The following is an 18,658-nucleotide window of genomic DNA, read 5'->3' as shown; positions in this document are numbered from 1 at the left end:
CAGCCCTAGCAGTGCCCGATCTCTTTGTACCACGCCCAGGCATCGCGCAGCGTGTCGGGCAAGGGGCGGGGCAACACCCCAAGCGCTTGTTGTGCGGCACTCAGCGGCATGGCGCGCCCGGCGGCGGTCAGCAGAACCGGCAAACTGGGCCAAGCGGATTTGCGCCCCACCAGGGCCGCTGCGGTTTCGGCCCAATAGGCACCCGCCAATGTCATCAGCAGCGGCGCTTTCAGACGCGGCTCAGGCACCCCGGCCATGTGGCAGATCTGACGGGTCAGCTCATCAATGCGAATGTCATGGCCCAGCAACGGCAGCTGCGGCACCGCGTGCCCGGCTGTGACCGCGGCCACAACGCCCCGTGCAACGTCGCGCACATCGACCACATTGACCGTATGGCGCAGCGTGCCCGCCACCTTCCCAGACAGAAGCATCGGGATATAGGCCTGCTCAGCCGGTTTCAGATCGTAAGGTCCAAAGCAGGCCGATGGGTTGACCACCACGCCCCGCAATCCGCCGCGCAGGGCGGCATGGACCTCCTGCTCAACCGCTTCTTTCAGCTCAAAATAGGGGTGCATCCCCCGCAACGTGGCCAGCCGCAACCGGTCTTGCGTGCTGCCAGAGGGCGGCAGCGTGGTGAAGGATGAGATATGGACCAGTTGCGCCTGGGCCTGCTCGGCCACCGCAATGACATGCCGCATGCGCCCGCGCGCCTCGGCGACCACCCCGCGTACCTGCGTGCCGTGCCGCCACAGCGGATAGGGGGTTGCCGCATCCACGATCACATCCGCATCCGCGCACCAGGCCTTCAGCTGATCGACCTGTCGGTCATCGCCCGCCTGCTGGATCACGGCGGTGCCCTGCAAATTCGCGCGCGGTGCAGCATTGCGGCCGATGGCGCTTACATCCGCGCCCTGGGCCGCAAAGGCCCGCGCGATCGCAGCACCGATGTGGCCCGTGCCCCCTAAGACGACAACCTTGCCCACCAACGCCCTGCCCGTCAGCCGGTCAGCTTGGCCAGCAGGGCCTTGGCCTCTGACAACTCTGCAAAATCGTCCTTTGCCTTGATCTGCTCGATCGCGGCCTGCAACCCAGGTGCGGCCTCTGCGCCGCGATCTTGTGATGCATAAAGCCCGGCCAAGCCGTTCATACATTGCAAATTATGCATCGCCATCCCGTTTGCCCGGGCAAAGCCGATGCCCGCCTCAAAACAGGCCTCTGCCGCATCAGGATCCGCAGGTTCCATCAGCAACGCCTTGCCTTTCATCCGCAACAAGGCCGCGGTGTAGAACTCATCAAGCCCTTTGTCCGCGCGGGCCAATGCATCATCCGCCGCTGCCAAAGCATCCGCCTTGCGGCCTGCGGTGATCAGCCCCGCAATGAGATAGGTGCGCCAATAGGTCTGCGGGGTTTCCTGGCCGATCATGTCAAAGAACCCCAGCCCGGCGTTGATCATCTCAACCCCTTCCTCTTGGCCCGACAGCGCCATCGCCCAGCCCAAGCCAATCTGACCCGCTGTCGCCCAATAGGGATAGCCCTGGGTCATCGAAATCTCGATCACCTCAGGCGCAAGCCCGATCACCGCAGCGACATCGCCCAGCTCTTGCAGCCGGCCCATCCGAAACGCAAAGGACCGCGTCTGCGCGTTCTTGTTGTTCAGATCGTTGGCCATCTGCTCGGCGCGGTCGATGTATTCTGCTGACAGATCGACATCGCCCTTTTGCAAATGCAGCCACTGCAGATAGCACATCGAAAACTCAGCCAGGTTGTCGCCAAATTGTTCCACCAGCGGGCCATGCTGGTCATCCGAATAAAGCGCAACGGCCTTTTCAAAACTTGCTTGTGCGGCGTCCATGTGCCCTTGGAAAAACTGCGCGACGCCAGCCGCAAAATGCGCAGCGATGGCCCAGGACGGTACAGGCGCCTCGCCAAAGGTGCTGACCATTTCATCGGCCAAAGCCACCGCTTCTTCTTTGTTGGAGCGGGATGCATTGACCGTGAAAAGCCCATAAAGGCATGAGCAATACATCGGGTTGTCACCCAGCGATTGGCACAGTTGACGCGCCCGGTCGAAGGCGTTGTAGACATCCGGCGCGGCAAACCCGCGCGTAGCCATCAAGGCACCGCCCAAAAGCGCCTGGATCAATACCTCTTGGGCATCCCGCTCGGGCGAGGCGGGCAGGTCTTTCAACAGATCAAGTGCGGCTTGGTAATGGTTGGTCGCCTCAATCTGGCTCGCCCGCGAATTGGCCCGCTGGCCTGCTGCAATCAGGTACTGGATCGCTTCGCTCAGCTGACCAGATCCGGCAAAGTGGCGCGCCAATGTCTCAGGCTCTGTTTCCGCCAGGCCGGGGCGATGCTCCAACAAAAGGGCCGCGATTTGGGCATGCAGCTCTCGACGTTGCGTGCGCAAAAGCCCCTGATAGGCCGCCTGCTGCACCAAGGCATGGCGAAAGAGCATGGTGTCTGCATTCGCTTCCTCAACGGTGGAGATGATCTTGGCATCCACCGGTTCCTGAACAGCCAGCGCTAGCTTTTTCTCGTTCATCTGCAAGATCGGCTGTAGCAACGACAGATAAAACCGCCGCCCAAAGACCGCCGCCGTCTGGATCAGGCTTTTGCCTTGGGTCAGCCGGTCCAGACGCCCGCGCAAGGAGTCCTCCAAGGAGGAAGGCAGATTGATCTTCTGCGCTCCGGTCGCGTCAATCTGCTCAGCCGCATTGCGCGCCAGTTCTTCAACGAACAGGGGCACGCCGTCGGCGTTTTCAATGATCTCATACATCAGCTCAGCTGGGCAGGGCGTCTCACCCATCACCCGCAATACAATCTCGCGGCTTTGATCCCGGGTCAGACGATCCAGGTTCAGATGCGTCACCCGGTCTTGCCCTTCCCAGGCCAGATCAACCGTCGGGCGGTGTGTGACCACCAGCAAGACACGGTTGTTAGGCACGATCTGCGTCACGATGGACGTCAGAAACTCAAGCGATGTCGGATCCGCCCAATGCGCATCTTCGGCCAGGATCAGCACAGGCTGCTCGGCTGCATTCTGGACCAGCTCAGCTTGCAAAGCGGCAAAGGTGGCTTGTTTTTGTTGGGCCGCCGTCATGTCGAGCGGGGGCAAAGTATCGCCCACATCCACTGACAGCAAATCCGCAATCAGCCGCAGGCGCTGGCGGTCATCCGCGCCGATCACCGCCTCAATCTTGGCCAACCGAGTGGTTGCGTCATCCGTCGCCTGGATGCCTACCGCGTGGTTCAGCTGGGCGATGACGGGAAACATCGCGCTGTTTTCATAAAACGGCGCGCTGAAATAGCGGATGTGCATATGCGCATCCTGCTCCACAAAGCGACGCACCGCATCCAGCACCGAGGATTTGCCGATCCCCGCATCACCAGACACCACAGCCACCTGCCCGTTGCCCGCCTTGGCCTGTTCCCACAGACCTTGAAGGACGGCTACTTCCTCAGCCCGGCCAATCATGCCTGGCGCTGCGTCGCCCCCATCGGCGCTCAGCCGGTCGGCAATGTCGAACATGCCGGTGGCCGTCCAGATGCCCACAGGCTCCGAAAAGCCTTTCAGGTCATGTTCCCCAATGCTTTCAAGCCGGGCGGTTTTTTCAACGAGCCGTTTGGTGCCCGCGGCCAACACAACGGTGTCCAGCGCCGCGCGGTCCTGTAGCCGAGACGCCAGGTTCAGCGTGTCCCCCACAACATTCCCCGGCTCTTCCACCGCGCCCCGCACAAAAAGCCGCCCAGTGGCCACACCAATCCTGGAATGCAGGCGCAGCCCGTCGTCAAACGTCAGGGCCTTGATCGCAGCTGAGATCTCGAGCGCGGCGCGCAAGCACCGCTCAGCATCATTTTCCTGCGCTCTCGGCAATCCAAAGCAGGCGATGACGCCATCGCCCTGCGTGCCAAGCGGCCTGCCGCCCCAGCGCTCGATGATCTTGTAGCTTTGCGAATGGTACTGATGCAGGATCGCGGCCATGTCTTCGGCATCATAGCGGCGCGCCAGTTCGGTTGAGCCTGCAAGATCGCAGAACAACACCGTCAGCTGACGGCGCTGGCCCTGTTCTTGGGTCGCGGCCTGATCTGCGGCACCCTGCGCCTCCAACGCGCGGCGCAGGGCCTTCCGGTGCCCCATGGACAGGCCCAACTCCTTCAGATCCGCATCGTCAAGATCCGTCAAATCATCAAGCGTGATGTCTTCTGCGTCCATCGCGGCATGGTATTGTTCCAATCCATGCTCCGACAGCCAGGCCAGCAGCGGCTCAGTTGGCGTCGTTTCTTCTGTCATTTTTTGTCCCTCCACTGCGCCAATGGCGCAGCGCTTCCTGTTAGTGATCGCGCCGGAAGGTCCAGGTTATAAGTTCCTGGATGAACCGTTTGTCACGGCCATCGGGCAGGTCCTGCACCAAGGTCGTGAATTCTTCCAATGCTGCCCCTGCAAGTCCCCGGGCAAACATCTGCGCTTTCTCGATCGCGTCGATCTCATACATCTGCTCCAAAACCCATGCGACATCTTCCTCTGTCCGGGTTTCACGAGATTTCCTGAGATAGGCGTCGAACCGTGGCTTGTCTTTTTCCTGCAATGACCGCGCCACATCGATCAGCATCAGCGTCCATTTGGCCTCCCAAATATCTCCACAACTTTCCTTGCCATAGGTTAACCCGCCTTGCAGGTTCAAAACGTCGTCCTGAATCTGGAACGCCGCCCCAAAGAAAAACCCGAATCGGATAAAGGCATCGTCAGCGATTTTCCCCCGCCGCCCCAGCATAGCCCCTAAACGGGCCGGATAGATACCTGCCAGCCAACAGGTCTTTTTCAAAACCATGTTGAGATAGTCATCGCGGGTCGGGCGCGCGGTGGGATCTTTGCGCCAGCCCAGCTCCAATGCCTGCCCTTCGGCGGATTCGCGCGACATCCGTTCCAGGTCATGAATGATCGGCATGGCCAGCCAGGGACAGGTCTCATACACATTCTCAAGCAGGGGGCGAATGCTGAGCATCGCCAGTGTATCGCCCGCATTCAGCGCAATCGGAATGCCGTGCAAAGCATGCAACGTGGGCTGGCCGCGACGCTCTTCGCTCTCATCCTCAATATCGTCATGGATCAACAGCGAATTGTGCAACATCTCAATGCCCGCCGCCGCCTTGGCCGCGCGCTCAGGCTCCGCCCCGAAAAGACGCGCGGTTGCGATGCACAGGCTCGGACGCATCATCTTGCCCCCCGTGAGGGGTAATCAGCCACCGGATCGTAAAGGTATTCTCGGGGTTCTTCGCGGGGCAGATAGCCCGCCATCACCTTGCGCGTCATCGCACCATATTCGTCCAGCATCAGCGATACGGTATCGACGGCTTGATCTTTCACGCAGGCCCCACAGACGCCCCGGTGCCATGCACCGTGATGGTCAACACCCCAGCGGGGCTTTGATCCTCAGCAGACAATAGCAGGCCATGATAGACGCCCGGCGTCTGATCGGCGGGCACCTCCACCATCAGCCGTGCAGGGGCTTCGGCCACAAATGCAATGTCCGTGATTTGCGCAGGCGGCGTCACAGAGGAGCTGACCAACGGCTGCGGTGTCACAGCCGGGACCGGCTTGAACATCTCAATGCGGGTTTCAACCCGGCCTGCGCTGATCAGGCTCAGACCAAAGTTTGGTGCCAGCGCGGGCCCCGGCGCGGCAGCGCCTTCACCGCCCTGCCCCAGCCCTTCTACCTTTTGCGCCAAGGATCCCACGATATCCACCCAGACAGAGGCAACATCGGAATAGGCACGCACCAAGCCGGTCAGCAGGCCAGAGACATCCGTCTGGCTCAACGGGATGCTGGTGCCTTTGGCCAGCGATTTGGCGGTTTCCTCGCCCTGACGGATATGCGCATCCACCAGATCAGAGGCCGCGCGCACGCCTTCATCAATCACACCTTTGGGATCCACCCCTGCCCCGTCGTTAAAACCTGGGCCAAGCGGATGGCCCCCATCCTCAGGCGCTTGCATGGGGGGCGTCTGCGGCTGAGCGGTGCCGCCCTGCGCGCGTCCGTCGGTTTGCCCCAGCGCGCCCAGCACATTGCGGCGTGGCCCGGTGCGGGGCGGGATCGGGCGTTTTATGCGTTCTTGCGTGTCCATCGTGTTTTGTTCAGTCCCGTTCCCTAAGGGTGATCATACCCAATAATATGCTCCAGCCGAGGATAGCCGGAAACCGCCGAAGCCGCCAAGAGACCCGACATCACCGCCGCCTCCACACAGCCCGCCTGATGCCCGCAATCGGTCCAGTCTCCGGCGATGGTGAGATTGTCGAAATGCACCTCCAAAGGTGAGATGCGGTACTGCAGCGTGCCAGGCAGCGACAGGATATAGCGATCCGTTGGCGTGATGTTGGCCGACCAGAACTGGCTTTCAAACCGCGCCGGCCCGTCCGCTGCCGCCCCTTGCACGGCATCGGCGTGCAACAGCTTCCAATCAAATCCATCCGCCCCCGTGGAGCCGGGCCAGAAATAGCCCACGTCGCGGTCCAGAAACTGCACCGCATTGTCGCGCACATGGCTGCTGGCCCCGACGGGTTTTTTGGTGATATCGCCATCCTCAAACACATCCGCGTCCGGCAGCACGCTGCAGAAATAGGCAATCGCCTGTGGATCGGTTTCCCAATCCTCGCGGTGGATCAGCTGGCGCATGTCCGCCCAGGTGTCAAAGGGTTCCACATAGCCTGAGATGTTGATGGGCGGCAGGCTCCAGCCCAACTCCTCTACCGGTTTGTTCAACCAAACCTGAAAGGCCTGGGTGGCCACATGTTTGACCTTTTCGGTCATCAGTCGCCAATCGTCATTGGCCGCAATCAACTCAGCCGCGACCTCAGGCACAGCGCCAAGGCCCACGCCCAGCACCACAAGGTCAAAATCCTGACCCACCTTGAGCGTCTTTTGCTCAACCGACCGGAACGCGCCATGCATCTCCGGGTTCCAGCCTTCTTTCTTCAGCTGCGCGCCATTTGCCAAACGGTCATAAAGCGGCAGGCTCGGCCAGCATTCCAGCCCGCGCACATCCACCAGCGGATCATATTCCGTTCCCTTCTTGGCACGCGCCTGAACGCGCATCTGCAAGGCGGCAACATGCGTTTTGTCGGTGGAAAGGGCGACATTCTCTAACCGGTGGAAGAATTCAAACTGTACGCCACGCTGTTTGAGCACCTGATAGGCGGGGGTAAAGACGATGTCGCCCATGCCCGCCTGCATTTTCCAAAAGAGCGCCCCGCGATAGGTAAAGAACATCCGCAGCGCCCCACGCAGCGCCTGCCCCGCCGCCAGGCTGGGCTTGGTCACATCACCGTCTTCAAAGGCAAAGAGCAGATCATAGGATCCACGGATAAAGCCGCTGTTCAGGGACGCTTTGCTGGCCCCGTTCTGCGCCAGCCAGTCTTTCCAGTCGTAATGATCAATCGCCTCAAACCCGTTGGGCGCAAACAGCAACCCATCGCGCAGCACACCGCGAATAATGGCGACCACAACATCAACAATTTCCCAAATCCGGCGGATTTCGGGATCGTCTTTGATCATGTTGTCAAAATGGTGCTGCGCCACCAGGGCGATCTGATCCAGCAAAGACGCCGCCTGCTTTTCATCCTTTCGCGAACTCAGCGCCTCAAGCGCGATTTGCAGCGTCTTGATCGCCTCCAGGATGACACCGCTGACAGCCAGCTTGCCGTATTGCAAGGTGCGTTTGGTGAAGGCGGTCTTGTTGTTGGCCGCAGATTTAACGATTGAAGAGACCAGCACAGAAACCGCCGTGGCCAAGCTATCGCCTGCGCCTTCGATAGGCTCTGAGGTGTCGTCCTGCACGCTCAGCACCAAGGTACGCACCAAAAGCACGCAGCGGATCAGATAGCCGCGCACAGAGAACGGGTTGCGGTCGGCCAGAGGATCGCCCGGCAGCCCCGCTGCCGGTGGGAAATAGGCCGCCCAGTTGGTCCATTGGTTGCCCCCCGGTCCTCAGTCACCCCGACAAAGTTGTCAGGCACAAAGGCATCTTCCCAGGTGCGGATCGGATGGCCTTCGGGCCGATCCAGCTCAGCATAACAATCGCGCATCATGCGAAAGGCGTTTTCGTAAAACCCCATCCACAGGTGCAGCCCATGTTCTTCGATCCGGCCCGTATCGGCATCCCGACCCGACGCACCTTTGCCCCCCAACCGCCAACCGGTCTGGTAGAGTGTGACGTCATACGCCCCGTTGTGCTTTGGGTCCGTCAACTCCATGGCCGCCGCAATACTGGCACAGCCCCCGCCGATGATCGCCACTTTTTTCTTTTTCTGCATATACATAAACTGCTTTAAATCGCCGGTCAGAGTACCACAGAACCCAAGCCCGGCAAGCCCCCGTTCACTGATAATAAAACTAGTTTCACACGCGGAGAGGGAAGGACAAGCACCTCCAGCAGCCCCAGATCGACATCGGGCCTTTTGCCGCAGGGCCCCATGGAAATTTGCCACGCCTTCTGCCTAAATGCGCAGCACAACGTGGCCAAAGGAAACTCTATGCCCCCTCGCTATTACGCGCCGACAGGCGGTCTGCCTTCGCAAGAGCAATTGCTCACGGACCGTGCGGTCTTTACCGATGCCTATGCTGTCATCCCCAAGGGGACGATGCGCGACATCGTGACCAGCTTTCTGCCTTTCTGGGAAGGCGCGCGCCATTGGGTGCTGGCCCGTCCGATGACCGGCTTTGCGGAAACCTTTTCCCACTACATCACAGAAATCAGCCCAGGCGGCGGCTCAGACCAGCCAGAGACGGATCTGTCAGCCCAGGCGGTTTTGTTCGTGGTTGCGGGCACAGCCACGCTCACGACAGGTGGCCAGACATATGCGCTTGCCCCCGGCGGCTATGCCTATCTGCCCGCAGGCCAGGCCTGGCAGATCCACAACACCGGCGACGCCCCCGCCACCTTCCATTGGATCTCGCAAAGCCTACCGCGCGGTCGAAGGCCTGCCCCCGCCCGAGGCTTTTGTCACCAGCGACCAAGACGTGGCCCCCATCGCCATGCCCGATACGGATGGCAAATGGGCCACGACCCGTTTCGTCGATCCTGCGGATCTGCGCCACGACATGCATGTCAACATCGTCACCTTTGAACCGGGCGGCGTGATCCCTTTTCTGGAAACCCATGTGATGGAACACGGGCTTTATGTGCTCGAGGGCAAGGCCGCCTACCGGCTGAACCAGGACTGGGTTGAGGTGGAAGCAGGCGATTACATGTGGCTGCGCGCCTTCTGCCCGCAGGCTTGCTATGCCGGGGGTCCGGGCAAGTTCCGCTATCTGCTTTACAAGGACGTCAACCGGCACATGCCGCTGACGCTTTAGGCCGCGTCCACCACGGTGAAGGGCACATCGAACCAATGCTCTTGCAGGTTCGCGCCCTCTCCGATCCGGTCCACCACCGCAAACAGCCCCGGTCCGCCCAGCGGGGTCAGCACCCCATGCCAGGTGCCTTTGTGCAGGTTGATCCCCTGCCCCGGCGCCGTCAGAAAGGCCTGAGGGGCGTGGGGCGCACCGCCCTTATCTGAGGCGACCAGCACCAAAAACGGATCTTGCGACATCGGCAAAAAAGCTTGGCCGCCCTGCGGGTGCCGCTCCATCATCTCGACCTTGAGGGGCAAGGTGACACAGTCACTTTGAAACAGGCTGATGCCCGCGCGGCCCGTGTCAAAGTCCAGGCGTGCCCGGTCATGAAACCGTCCGCAGCGGCCTTGGTTGATCATCTTATCCGGCGTGCCCGACACCTCCAACACATCGCCGAAGGCGGCAAAGGCGGCGGCGGTCAGCGGGGTGGGGATTAGGGTCTGGCTCATGCGCCCAGCGCCTCATTCAGCCGCAGCTCTGCGATCCGTTCCACCTGGCGGCAGGCCTCAGTAAACTCGGTTTGTCGGTCATGGGTGATGCGCCGTTCAAAGGCCGCAAGAATGCTGGCCTTGGTGTTGTCGCGCACGGCGATGATGAAGGGGAAGCCGAACTTTTCGGTATAGGCGGTGTTGAGGCGCATAAAATCGGCGCGTTCATCATCCGTTAACGCGTCCAGACCGGCTGAGGCTTGCTCAGCGGTCGACTCTGCCGTCAAGCGTTTGGCCGCGGCCAGTTTGCCCGCCAAGTCGGGGTGCGCGCGCAAAACCTCAAGCCGTGCGGCATCGCTGGCGGATCGGAACACCCGTGCCAGGGCTGCATGCACGCCCTGGGCGCTGTCATGGGTCGGGCCCAGCTCCAGATCAAAGGCGCCTTCGGCGACCCAGGCGCTGTGCTCAAAAATCCCACCAAAGGCCGCAACAAAGTCTGCGCGGCTCATCTGCGATGGGCGCGGGCCGGGCTGGGGTGGATGGGTCTTGGCCCAATGCTCCGCAATCTCAAGGCGGGTGGCAAACCACACACCGTCATGGGATTTCATATGCTCCAGTGCCCGCTGTAGCGCGGCGGCCCGGCCGGGACGCCCGGCGATGCGGCAGTGCAGACCGATGGACAACATCTTGGGCGCGCCTGCCTGGCCTTCGGCATAGAGCAGATCAAAGCTGTCTTTCAGATAGCTTTCAAACTGATCCCCGCTGGTAAAGCCCGCCTGAATGGCAAAACGCATGTCGTTGCAATCCATCGTATAGGGCACGATCAGTTGATCGCGGCCAGCCGTGGCCAGCCAATAGGGCAGATCATCCGCGTAGCTGTCTGCGACATAGTCAAACTGCCCGGTTTCTGCGGCCAGACGGACCGTGTTCATCGAACAGCGCCCGGTGTACCAGCCGCGCGGAGCCGCACCGGTGACCTCTGTGTGTAGGCGGACCGCTTCGGCCATGTCCGCGCGTTCGTCCGCCTCGGCCATGTCTTTGTATTCGATCCACTTCAGCCCGTGGCTGGCGATCTCCCAGCCGGCGTCTTTCATCGCGGCCACCTGTTGCGGGGCGCGCGCCAGAGCTGTGGCCACACCGTAGACCGTCAGGGGCAGATCCCCCAACATCCGGTGCAGCCGCCAAAAGCCTGCGCGGCTGCCGTATTCATAGAGGGTCTCCATATTCCAGTGCCGCTGCCCGGGCCAAGGGGCGGCCCCGGTGATCTCAGACAGGAACGCTTCAGAGGCGGCATCGCCGTGCAGGATGTTGTTCTCCCCGCCTTCTTCATAGTTCAGCACGATCTGCACCGCGATCTTGGCCCCGCCGGGCCAAGCGGCAGCGGGGGCCTGGCCCCATATCCTGTCATGTCGCGCGGATATCTGTTCATCCTGTCCCTCATGCGAAGTGGCATTGCGCTGGATAGCCTAGGGGCAAGCAAATCCCAGCGAAAGGGGCTTTGACACGGAAGCCTTTGAAAGAGGCGGCCCCTTGGGCCTATAGAGGGGCAAGCAACGGAGGCTGCCATGACCGGATATCTGACCACCCATGTTCTTGACACAGCGCGCGGCTGCCCGGCGGCGGGTTTGCAAATTGAGCTTTTTCGTCTGGAAGGCACAGAGCGTGTGTTGCTGAACACGCTCACCACCAATGCTGATGGCCGCACCGACAGCCAGATCTTGCCTGCCGATCAGTTTGCCACAGGACGCTATGAGTTGGTGTTTTATGCCGGTGCCTATTTGGACGCCGTGGGCACGCCCCCCGAAGCGCCACGGTTTTTGGATGAGATCCCGATCCGCTTTGGCATGTCGCAGGCCGCGCATTATCACGTGCCGCTGCTGCTGTCGCCCTTTGGCTATTCGACCTATCGAGGCAGCTGAGCGCCTGCCCCCGGAGGGGATAGAGGCCTGCGTGTCCCCGCGGGGACAGCGGGGTGAATCCCACTTCTTTCAGTGTGTTACGGCGAATTTAACACTTAAGTAGGGATTTCTTCGTGGGCCGGACCTGCACCATGGGCGTTGTGTCTGGGGAAGATGCTGCGCTGTAAGTTGTATTGGAAAGATGAAGCGAGGGTGGTGCATTTTTGGCGAGGCTCCGGGGTGTGGGGCGGGGCAAAGGGCGCTAGAGTGGCGGGTGCGAATCTAAAGGGGTCAGCATGTTTGAACTTGCCGTGGTTTGGGATTGGATCGGCTTTGCGGTCCGCTGGCTGCATGTGATCACGGCGATGGCCTGGATTGGGGCGTCGTTCTTTTTCATTGCGCTGGATCTGGGGCTGAAAAAGGTGGCCCATGCCCCTGCCGGTGTTAGCGGTGAGGAATGGCAGGTCCATGGCGGCGGATTTTACCACATTCAAAAGTACATGGTGGCCCCTGAGCATATGCCGGAGCATCTGATCTGGCACAAATGGCAGAGCTATTTCACCTGGCTGTCCGGCGCGGCGCTGTTGATGATTGTCTATTGGGTGGGCGGGGAGTTGTATCTGCTGGATCCCAGCAAGGCGGAACTGGCGCTGTGGCAAGGCATTCTGATTTCTGCGGGGTCCTTGACCATTGGGTGGCTGGCCTATGATGCGCTGTGCAAATCACCCTTGGGCGATCAGCCCACGGTGTTGATGCTGCTGCTTTTTGCCATTCTGGTGGCGATGGCCTGGGGGTATGATCAGATCTTTACCGGGCGGGCGGCGCTGCTGCATTTGGGGGCGTTTACGGCCACGATCATGACGGCCAATGTGTTTTTCATCATCATGCCCAACCAGCGCATTGTGGTGGCGGATTTGCAGGCTGGGCGCACGCCCGATGCCAAATACGGCAAGATCGCCAAGCTGCGCTCAACCCATAACAACTACCTCACCTTGCCGGTGATTTTCTTGATGCTGTCGAATCATTATCCGCTGGCCTTTGGCACAGAATATGCCTGGATCATTGCCAGTTTGATCTTTCTGACCGGCGTGACGATCCGGCATTATTTCAACACGCTTCATGCCACGGGTGCAGGCCCACATTGGACCTGGGCGGTGACGGTGTTGATTTTCATTCTGATTGCCTGGCTGTCTACGGCCTCTGGCACGGAAAGCTATGAGGACGCGGAGGCGCGCAGCCTTACGGCGCATGAGGCGCGCTTTGCCTCAGCGGCGGGGTTTGACGCGGCCTATGACGCGGTGCAGTCCAATTGCGCGATGTGCCATGCACGCGCGCCTGTGTGGGACGGCATCCGCTGGGCCCCGAAAGGCGTCGTGCTAGAGACGCCCGGCGATGTGGCGCGACATGCGGGCCAGATCTATTTGCAGGCGGGGATGAGCCATGCGATGCCGCCGCCCAATGCCTTTGAGATGGATCCGGAGGACCGGGCGGTGATTGTCGCCTGGGTGCGCGCAGCACGGGAGCAGTAGCGGGCCGAGGGGCAGATTGCCCTAGTGGATCTTGATGTTCAGCAACACGCATTCAGAATAAAGCATGTCGATCTCTGACCACTTCAGCAGCCCCGGCTGGCAATAGCGCGGGGTGGCAAAGGGGCGCACGTCGTCGCATTGGATGCCGTCTGCGGCAAAGCGGCGGTCGAGCGACAGGATCGCCTCGCGTTCGGGCAGTACAGCGGCGGCGATGGCATGGGCGTGCTGGGCAAAGACTGGTTGGTTGCCCAGGTACATCACTTCGTGGGTCGCATAACCTTCGTTCTTTTTCTGCGGGTAGAGGACCATGGCCACCAGGCCGTCAGGCGTTTCCACTGCCAGGTGGCGCAGTTTGAGACCCTGGTGATCGCCGATGACCTTGCGGTCTTTTTCCGACAGCCTATCGCCCAGCGACAGCGGATCGTCATGCACCACCAGGCCTTTGGTGTTGGGCGCGGGTTCCCAGACGAGGCGTTCCTTGTCGAGCACGGTGAGCCCTGCGTTGACCAAAACGCTGACCGCGGCCTTGGCGGAGGAGAAATTGGTGACGGTCACCTCCGGATCAGAGGTGGCCAGTGCGAGCATCTGTTGGCCGATGCCCTGGCCACGATAGTCTTTCAGGATGTACCATGAGGTCATATCCGCCGTGGTGCGCAGCCCGCCGCTGGTCATCCGGTCGGCATAGACAAGGCCCAGCACGCCCACCAGTTTACCCGCATCGCGCACGGTGATGGCAAAGCGCCCCTCTGGTCCGCACCAGCGCCCCGCTAGCAGCCTGCGCCAGCCGTCGATGTCCCATTTGGCGCGGGTGAAGACGGCCTTCATGAATTGTGCGACTTCTTCGCGTTCATCTGGGCGGGCGTAGGTAATATCAACCATGTCAGCTCCGGTTTAGGAGGGTTTGAAGCGGGATCCAGCGGGCGCGGGCACGGTGCGCGAGCCGGTCACAAAAGGCATCGCAAAAGTCCCAAACCGCGTCCGGGGTTTGCAAATGGTGGGTGACGAGGCAGGTTGGCTCATCCCGCTCTGCCACACCGGTGCGGCGTTCGCGCAGGTGCTGGACGCACATGCTCAGGGTTTTCTCATCCCCCGCAAAACGCGCATCGGGCCGCCAGCGCAGCGGCTCAATGTGGCCGTGAAAGAGCTGCAGCGGGCCTGTGGGCGCGGGGTTGGGGCGGCGGTCAAAGCAAGAGAGCGCCAGGTAGCCCCACTCTGGCAGATGCGGCACAACCTTTTCGCCGATCCGCGTCCAGTGGTGGGACGAGCACCGGCAGAAGGCGCGGCAAAGCGGCGGCCTGCAAGCGCTGCCAGCCGTCTTTCAGGTCGGCACCGGTCGCGGCCAGATCGCGGTGCTGGCCCATCTCAGAGGCGCGCGCGCCTTTGGGTTCATGGTTCTTGTGGCGCAGACCGTGCTGCATCGACCAGACATGCGGGGCTGCGGTGAGGCGCGGTGCGAGGTCTGGATCAATCGCGTGGGGGATCACGGCCAGATGCAGGGGGGCGCCGTGTTTGGCGCTGAGGGCGATGAGCGTGTCGAGTGCGGCGGTCGGGGCCTCACAATCATCGTCGCGCCACCAGAAGGTGGGCGTTTCGCCTGCGGCCTGCCAGAGGTCAAGCTCTGCGTCTAGATCTGCCCAAGTTGCCATCGCTGAGCGATACACCAGCTGAAGGCGGGGGAAAACCGGTGGGATGGGTTTTTTCGAGGGCCAGACACTTTGAAGTGTCTGGGGCAATTCCGTTCAAGGAATTAGCCCAAGCCAGCAGCCGCGCGGGCCAAAGCCTCAATTCCCGCCCAGTCCCCCGCCTGCACCAGATCGCTGGGGGCCACCCAGCTGCCGCCTGCGCAGATCACATTGGACAATGCCAGATAATCGCCGGCATTCGCCGGGCTGATCCCGCCGGTGGGGCAGAAGGTGATTTGCGGCAGAGGCCCGCCGATGCCTTTGAGCGCTGCGACACCGCCGGAGGCCTCTGCCGGAAAGAACTTCAGCACATCATAGCCGCGCGCCAAAAGCGCCATCGCCTCGGACGCGGTGGCGGCACCGGGCAGCATCGGCAGGGCTGCGGCCTCTGCGGCATCCAAAAGCGCATCCGTGGCACCGGGAGAGACGCCGAAGGTCGCGCCTGCGGCCTTGGCGGCCTGCACATCCTGAGGCGTCACCAGCGTGCCCGCGCCGACATGCCCGCCGGGCACTTGCGCCATCTCCGAGATGACCTCCAAGGCCGCCGGGGTGCGCAGGGTCACCTCAAGCACCGGCAGACCGCCTTTGACCAAGGCTTCTGCCAGGGGGCGGGCCTGGGCTACGTCGTGCACCACCAGCACTGGCACAATCGGGGCCAGGGCACAAAGCTTGCGGGTCGCGTCAGATTTTGATGCGGTGTTCATGGTCTTGCCCTCCTACCAGCCAAAGACAGCGGCACCGCTGTCCGCCGTGCCCACCGCCGCGCGGAACGGGGCAAAAAGCTCGCGCCCCGTGCCTGCGTGAGAGGCGCTAAGATCGGCCGTGACACAGGCGCGTTCCATCACGCCTTGGGTCAGAATGTCCAAGGTGCCTGCGGCTGCATCGACGCGCAACAGATCACCGTCTTGGATGCGGGCAATCGGCCCGCCGTCCACTGCCTCGGGGCAGACGTGGATCGCGGCCGGCACTTTGCCCGAGGCCCCGGACATGCGGCCATCGGTGACCAGCGCCACTTTTTGCCCGCGCCCTTGCAGGATGGCCAACAGCGGCGTGAGGCTGTGCAGCTCAGGCATGCCGTTGGCCTTGGGGCCCTGAAAGCGGACAACCACAATCACGTCGCCGTCAAATTCACCGGCCTTAAAGGCGGCCTTGACGTCCTCTTGGGTGTGAAAGACCCGGGCGGGGGCCTCTACCACATGGTGTTCTGGGGCCACGGCAGAGATCTTGATCACGCCCGCGCCCAGGCTCCCTTTGAGCCGTTTGAGGCCCCCGGTTTTCTGGAAGGGCTCAGACAGGGGTGTGACGATCTTGGGGTTGAGGCTGGTCTTGGTGCCGGGCTTCCAGATCAATTCTCCGTTTTCCAAAAAAGGTTCTTGCGTGTAATGGGCCAGGCCGTCACCGGCGACGGTTTTGGTATCGGGGTGCAGCATCCCGCCGTCCAACAGCTCTCCGATCAGATAGCCCAGACCACCGGCGGCGTGGAAGTGATTCACATCCGCCAGCCCGTTTGGATAGACCCGCGCCAAGAGCGGCACCAGATCCGAGACGTCAGAGAAATCTTCAGGCGTCAGCAGAATGCCGCCCGCCCGCGCCATCGCCACCAGGTGGATCAGCAGGTTGGTAGAGCCGCCCGTGGCCATCAAGCCCACCATGCCGTTCACAAAGGCTTTCTCATCCAGGATATCGCAGACCGGCGTGTAGTGATTGCCCAAAGCTGACAGCGACAGCGCGCGGCGCGCGGCCTCAGCGGTAAGCGCTTCACGCATTTTATTTCCCGGATTGATGAAACTGGTGCCCGGCAGGTGCAGGCCCATGAACTCCATCAACATCTGGTTGGTGTTGGCGGTGCCGTAAAAGGTGCAGGTGCCCGGCCCATGGTAAGCCGCCATCTCTGCCGCCATCAGCTTGTCGCGGCCACATTCGCCAGCGGCGAATTCCTGGCGCACCTTGGCTTTGTCATCATTGGCCAACCCGCTGGTCATCGGCCCTGCGGGCACAAAGACGGCGGGCAAATGCCCGAAGGCCTGCGCGCCGATCACCAGGCCCGGCACGATCTTGTCGCAGACGCCCAAAAAGACCGCCGCATCATAGACATTGTGGCTGAGAGACACGCCTGCGGCCATTGCAATGACGTCACGGGAAAAGAGGCTCAGCTCCATGCCCGCCTCGCCCTGGGTCACGCCGTCACACATCGCGGGCACGCCACCTGCGACCTGGGCGGTGCCGCCCACGCTGCGGGCTGCGTCACGCAAGATGGGGGGAAAATGCTCAAACGGCTGATGCGCGCTGAGCATGTCGTTATAGGCGGTCACAATCCCAAGGTTCCCCGCCGTGCCCGTGGCCAGCGCACCCTGATCATCGCCCGCGCCCGCATAGGCATGGGCCTGCCCGCTGCAAGACAAATGCGCGCGCGAGGGGCCTTTGCTTTGCGCCGCGCGCATCCGCGCCAGATAGGTGCCTCGTGGCCCTTCGCTGCGCTCGATGATGCGCTGGGTGATGGCTTGCAATGCGCTGTGCACGGTCATTGGGCTGTCCTCCTTGGGGCCAGATGTGGCTTAGATAAGAGCGGCCATATGGCCCGCCGTGTCGAGCATCCGGTTGGAGAAGCCCCATTCGTTGTCATACCAGCTGACAATGCGCACCATACCATCGCCGGTCACACTGCTGAGCGCGGGGGCAAAGACCGACGACAGCGGGTTGTGGTTATAATCAGACGACACCAGCGGTGCTTCTTCATAGCCCAGCACGCCCTTGAGCGGACCTGTCGAGGCCGCTTGCATCGCCGCATTGACCGCGTCGACCGTGGCAGGTTTGTCGGTCATCACGCACAGATCTACCATGGAGACATTGGCCGTGGGCACCCGCAGGGCGGAGCCTTCAAGCTTGCCTTCCAGATGTGGCAGCACCAGAGAGATCGCCCGCGCCGCCCCTGTTGAGGTGGGCACGATGGACAGCGCCGCTGCGCGCGCGCGGTAGAGGTCTTTGTGATCGGTGTCATGGGTGGGCTGGTCGCCCGTATAGGCGTGCACAGTTGTCATATAGCCGGTCTTGATGCCGAATGTATCGTCTAGCACCTTGGCCACGGGTGCCAAGCAGTTGGTGGTGCAAGAGGCGTTGGAGACGACGACATCCTCTGCCGTCAGCTCTGTGTGGTTGACGCCAAAGACCACCGTGCGGTCCACGCCCGAGGCCGGAGCCGAAACCAGCACCCGTTTGGAGCCGTTCTGCAGATGCAGGCCCGCTTTATCCTTGCTGTTGAACACGCCGGTGCATTCCATGGCGATGTCCACATCAGACCAGGCCAGGGCGGCCGGATCCCGCTCAGAGCTGAGGCGGATCTTTTGGCCTGCGACGGTGAGCGTATCGCCGTCCAGGCTCACGTCTTGGTTGAAGGTGCCATGCACGCTGTCGTATTTCAGCAGATGCGCCAAACGATCGGGCGGGGCCAGATCGTTGATCGCCACCACTTTGATGTCGCTCCGCCCGCTTTCAAAAACGGCTCTGAGGACACAACGGCCAATGCGGCCAAATCCGTTGATGGCGATATGCGTTGTCATGGACATGCTCCTTGGAATGCTGGTGCAGGCGTTCACCTGCGGTGTTGCGGCCTTGTTAGCGCTAACAAATCCGTAATTCAAGGCGATCTGTCAAATTCACCAGACCCGAGATGCGCCAGGGCACGTGCAAAAGACGACATACTACGTCGCAAACGCTCAAGAGGGCCACGGC

At 61.7% G+C, this 18,658-nt stretch carries 16 protein-coding genes and 2 pseudogenes; 3 read left to right on the top strand and 15 right to left on the bottom strand.

Annotation, left to right across the window (positions count from 1 at the left end; genetic code table 11):
* Positions 1-5: 5 nt before the first annotated feature.
* The 7 genes from ACZ1HM_RS04500 to ACZ1HM_RS04470 are packed head-to-tail and all read right to left on the bottom strand — an operon-like array spanning position 6 to position 8,311.
* Positions 6-983 carry an NAD-dependent epimerase/dehydratase family protein gene (locus tag ACZ1HM_RS04500; protein ID WP_472741525.1) on the bottom strand — a complete coding sequence of 326 codons (978 nt, stop codon included), beginning with the start codon at positions 981-983 and terminating at the stop codon, positions 6-8.
* 14 nt (positions 984-997) lie between these two features.
* The gene (locus tag ACZ1HM_RS04495; protein WP_472741523.1) at positions 998-4,294 is read right to left on the bottom strand and encodes an ATP-binding protein; all 3,297 of its coding nucleotides are present in this window, start codon (positions 4,292-4,294) and stop codon (positions 998-1,000) included.
* A 40-nt stretch (positions 4,295-4,334) separates the two neighbouring features.
* Positions 4,335-5,219 carry a polyprenyl synthetase family protein gene (locus ACZ1HM_RS04490; RefSeq protein WP_472741521.1) on the bottom strand — a complete coding sequence of 295 codons (885 nt, stop codon included), beginning with the start codon at positions 5,217-5,219 and terminating at the stop codon, positions 4,335-4,337.
* Complete coding sequence (locus ACZ1HM_RS04485; RefSeq protein ID WP_472741520.1) at positions 5,216-5,368, bottom strand: hypothetical protein; 153 nt, start codon at positions 5,366-5,368, stop codon at positions 5,216-5,218. Before ACZ1HM_RS04485 ends, ACZ1HM_RS04490 begins: the two co-directional genes overlap by 4 nt.
* Positions 5,365-6,126, bottom strand: coding sequence for a hypothetical protein (locus ACZ1HM_RS04480; RefSeq protein ID WP_472741518.1), 762 nt, complete (start codon positions 6,124-6,126; stop codon positions 5,365-5,367). Before ACZ1HM_RS04480 ends, ACZ1HM_RS04485 begins: the two co-directional genes overlap by 4 nt.
* 23 nt (positions 6,127-6,149) lie before the next feature.
* Positions 6,150-7,889: an FAD-dependent oxidoreductase gene (locus ACZ1HM_RS04475; RefSeq protein ID WP_472741516.1), complete on the bottom strand. Its 1,740-nt coding sequence runs from the start codon at positions 7,887-7,889 to the stop codon at positions 6,150-6,152.
* Positions 7,874-8,311, bottom strand: coding sequence for an NAD(P)-binding protein (locus ACZ1HM_RS04470; protein ID WP_472741514.1), 438 nt, complete (start codon positions 8,309-8,311; stop codon positions 7,874-7,876). The genes ACZ1HM_RS04475 and ACZ1HM_RS04470 overlap by 16 nt, the downstream gene beginning before the upstream one ends.
* Before the next feature lie 219 nt (positions 8,312-8,530).
* Between ACZ1HM_RS04470 and ACZ1HM_RS04465 the strand changes: the two are divergent.
* Positions 8,531-9,353: pseudogene (locus tag ACZ1HM_RS04465) on the top strand (bifunctional allantoicase/(S)-ureidoglycine aminohydrolase).
* On the opposite strand, the gene ACZ1HM_RS04460 reads toward ACZ1HM_RS04465, so the two are convergent.
* On the bottom strand, positions 9,350-9,841 hold the full coding sequence (locus ACZ1HM_RS04460; protein WP_472741512.1) for an ureidoglycolate lyase: 492 nt from the start codon (positions 9,839-9,841) through the stop codon (positions 9,350-9,352). The pseudogene ACZ1HM_RS04465 and the gene ACZ1HM_RS04460 sit on opposite strands and share 4 nt — an antisense overlap.
* A pseudogene (gene puuE, locus ACZ1HM_RS04455) lies at positions 9,838-11,249 on the bottom strand (allantoinase PuuE). Before puuE ends, ACZ1HM_RS04460 begins: the two are co-directional and overlap by 4 nt.
* Positions 11,250-11,385: 136 nt before the next feature.
* On the opposite strand from puuE, the gene uraH reads away from it, so the two are divergent.
* On the top strand, positions 11,386-11,739 hold the full coding sequence (uraH, locus tag ACZ1HM_RS04450) for a hydroxyisourate hydrolase (RefSeq protein ID WP_472741510.1): 354 nt from the start codon (positions 11,386-11,388) through the stop codon (positions 11,737-11,739).
* A 275-nt stretch (positions 11,740-12,014) separates the two neighbouring features.
* Positions 12,015-13,247 carry a urate hydroxylase PuuD gene (locus ACZ1HM_RS04445; RefSeq protein ID WP_472741508.1) on the top strand — a complete coding sequence of 411 codons (1,233 nt, stop codon included), beginning with the start codon at positions 12,015-12,017 and terminating at the stop codon, positions 13,245-13,247.
* 21 nt (positions 13,248-13,268) lie between these two features.
* Here the strand turns inward: ACZ1HM_RS04445 and ACZ1HM_RS04440 are convergent, their stop codons facing one another.
* The 6 genes from ACZ1HM_RS04440 to gap form a co-directional block, all read right to left on the bottom strand.
* Positions 13,269-14,126: a GNAT family N-acetyltransferase gene (locus ACZ1HM_RS04440; RefSeq protein WP_472741506.1), complete on the bottom strand. Its 858-nt coding sequence runs from the start codon at positions 14,124-14,126 to the stop codon at positions 13,269-13,271.
* 1 nt (position 14,127) lies between these two features.
* Positions 14,128-14,475, bottom strand: a complete 348-nt coding sequence (locus ACZ1HM_RS04435) for a polysaccharide deacetylase family protein (RefSeq protein ID WP_472741504.1) — start codon at positions 14,473-14,475, stop codon at positions 14,128-14,130.
* Positions 14,429-14,893 (bottom strand): polysaccharide deacetylase family protein, encoded by a 465-nt coding sequence (locus ACZ1HM_RS04430; protein ID WP_472741502.1) that lies wholly within the window; start codon positions 14,891-14,893, stop codon positions 14,429-14,431. Before ACZ1HM_RS04430 ends, ACZ1HM_RS04435 begins: the two co-directional genes overlap by 47 nt.
* A gap of 101 nt (positions 14,894-14,994) precedes the next feature.
* Entirely contained in the window at positions 14,995-15,633 is a 639-nt protein-coding gene (gene eda / locus ACZ1HM_RS04425) for a bifunctional 4-hydroxy-2-oxoglutarate aldolase/2-dehydro-3-deoxy-phosphogluconate aldolase (RefSeq protein WP_472741500.1), read from the bottom strand.
* A gap of 12 nt (positions 15,634-15,645) precedes the next feature.
* A complete protein-coding gene (gene edd, locus ACZ1HM_RS04420) occupies positions 15,646-17,454 on the bottom strand; it encodes a phosphogluconate dehydratase (RefSeq protein ID WP_472741498.1) in 1,809 nt (602 codons plus the stop codon).
* Between the two features lie 30 nt (positions 17,455-17,484).
* A complete protein-coding gene (gap, locus tag ACZ1HM_RS04415) occupies positions 17,485-18,486 on the bottom strand; it encodes a type I glyceraldehyde-3-phosphate dehydrogenase (RefSeq protein WP_472741496.1) in 1,002 nt (333 codons plus the stop codon).
* Between the last annotated feature and the right edge of the window lie 172 nt (positions 18,487-18,658).

The sequence above is a fragment of the Sulfitobacter sp. GN1-4 genome (assembly GCF_055693825.1).
Note: the sequence above shows the minus strand (reverse complement) of the source record. Positions and strands in the feature narration are given on the sequence as shown.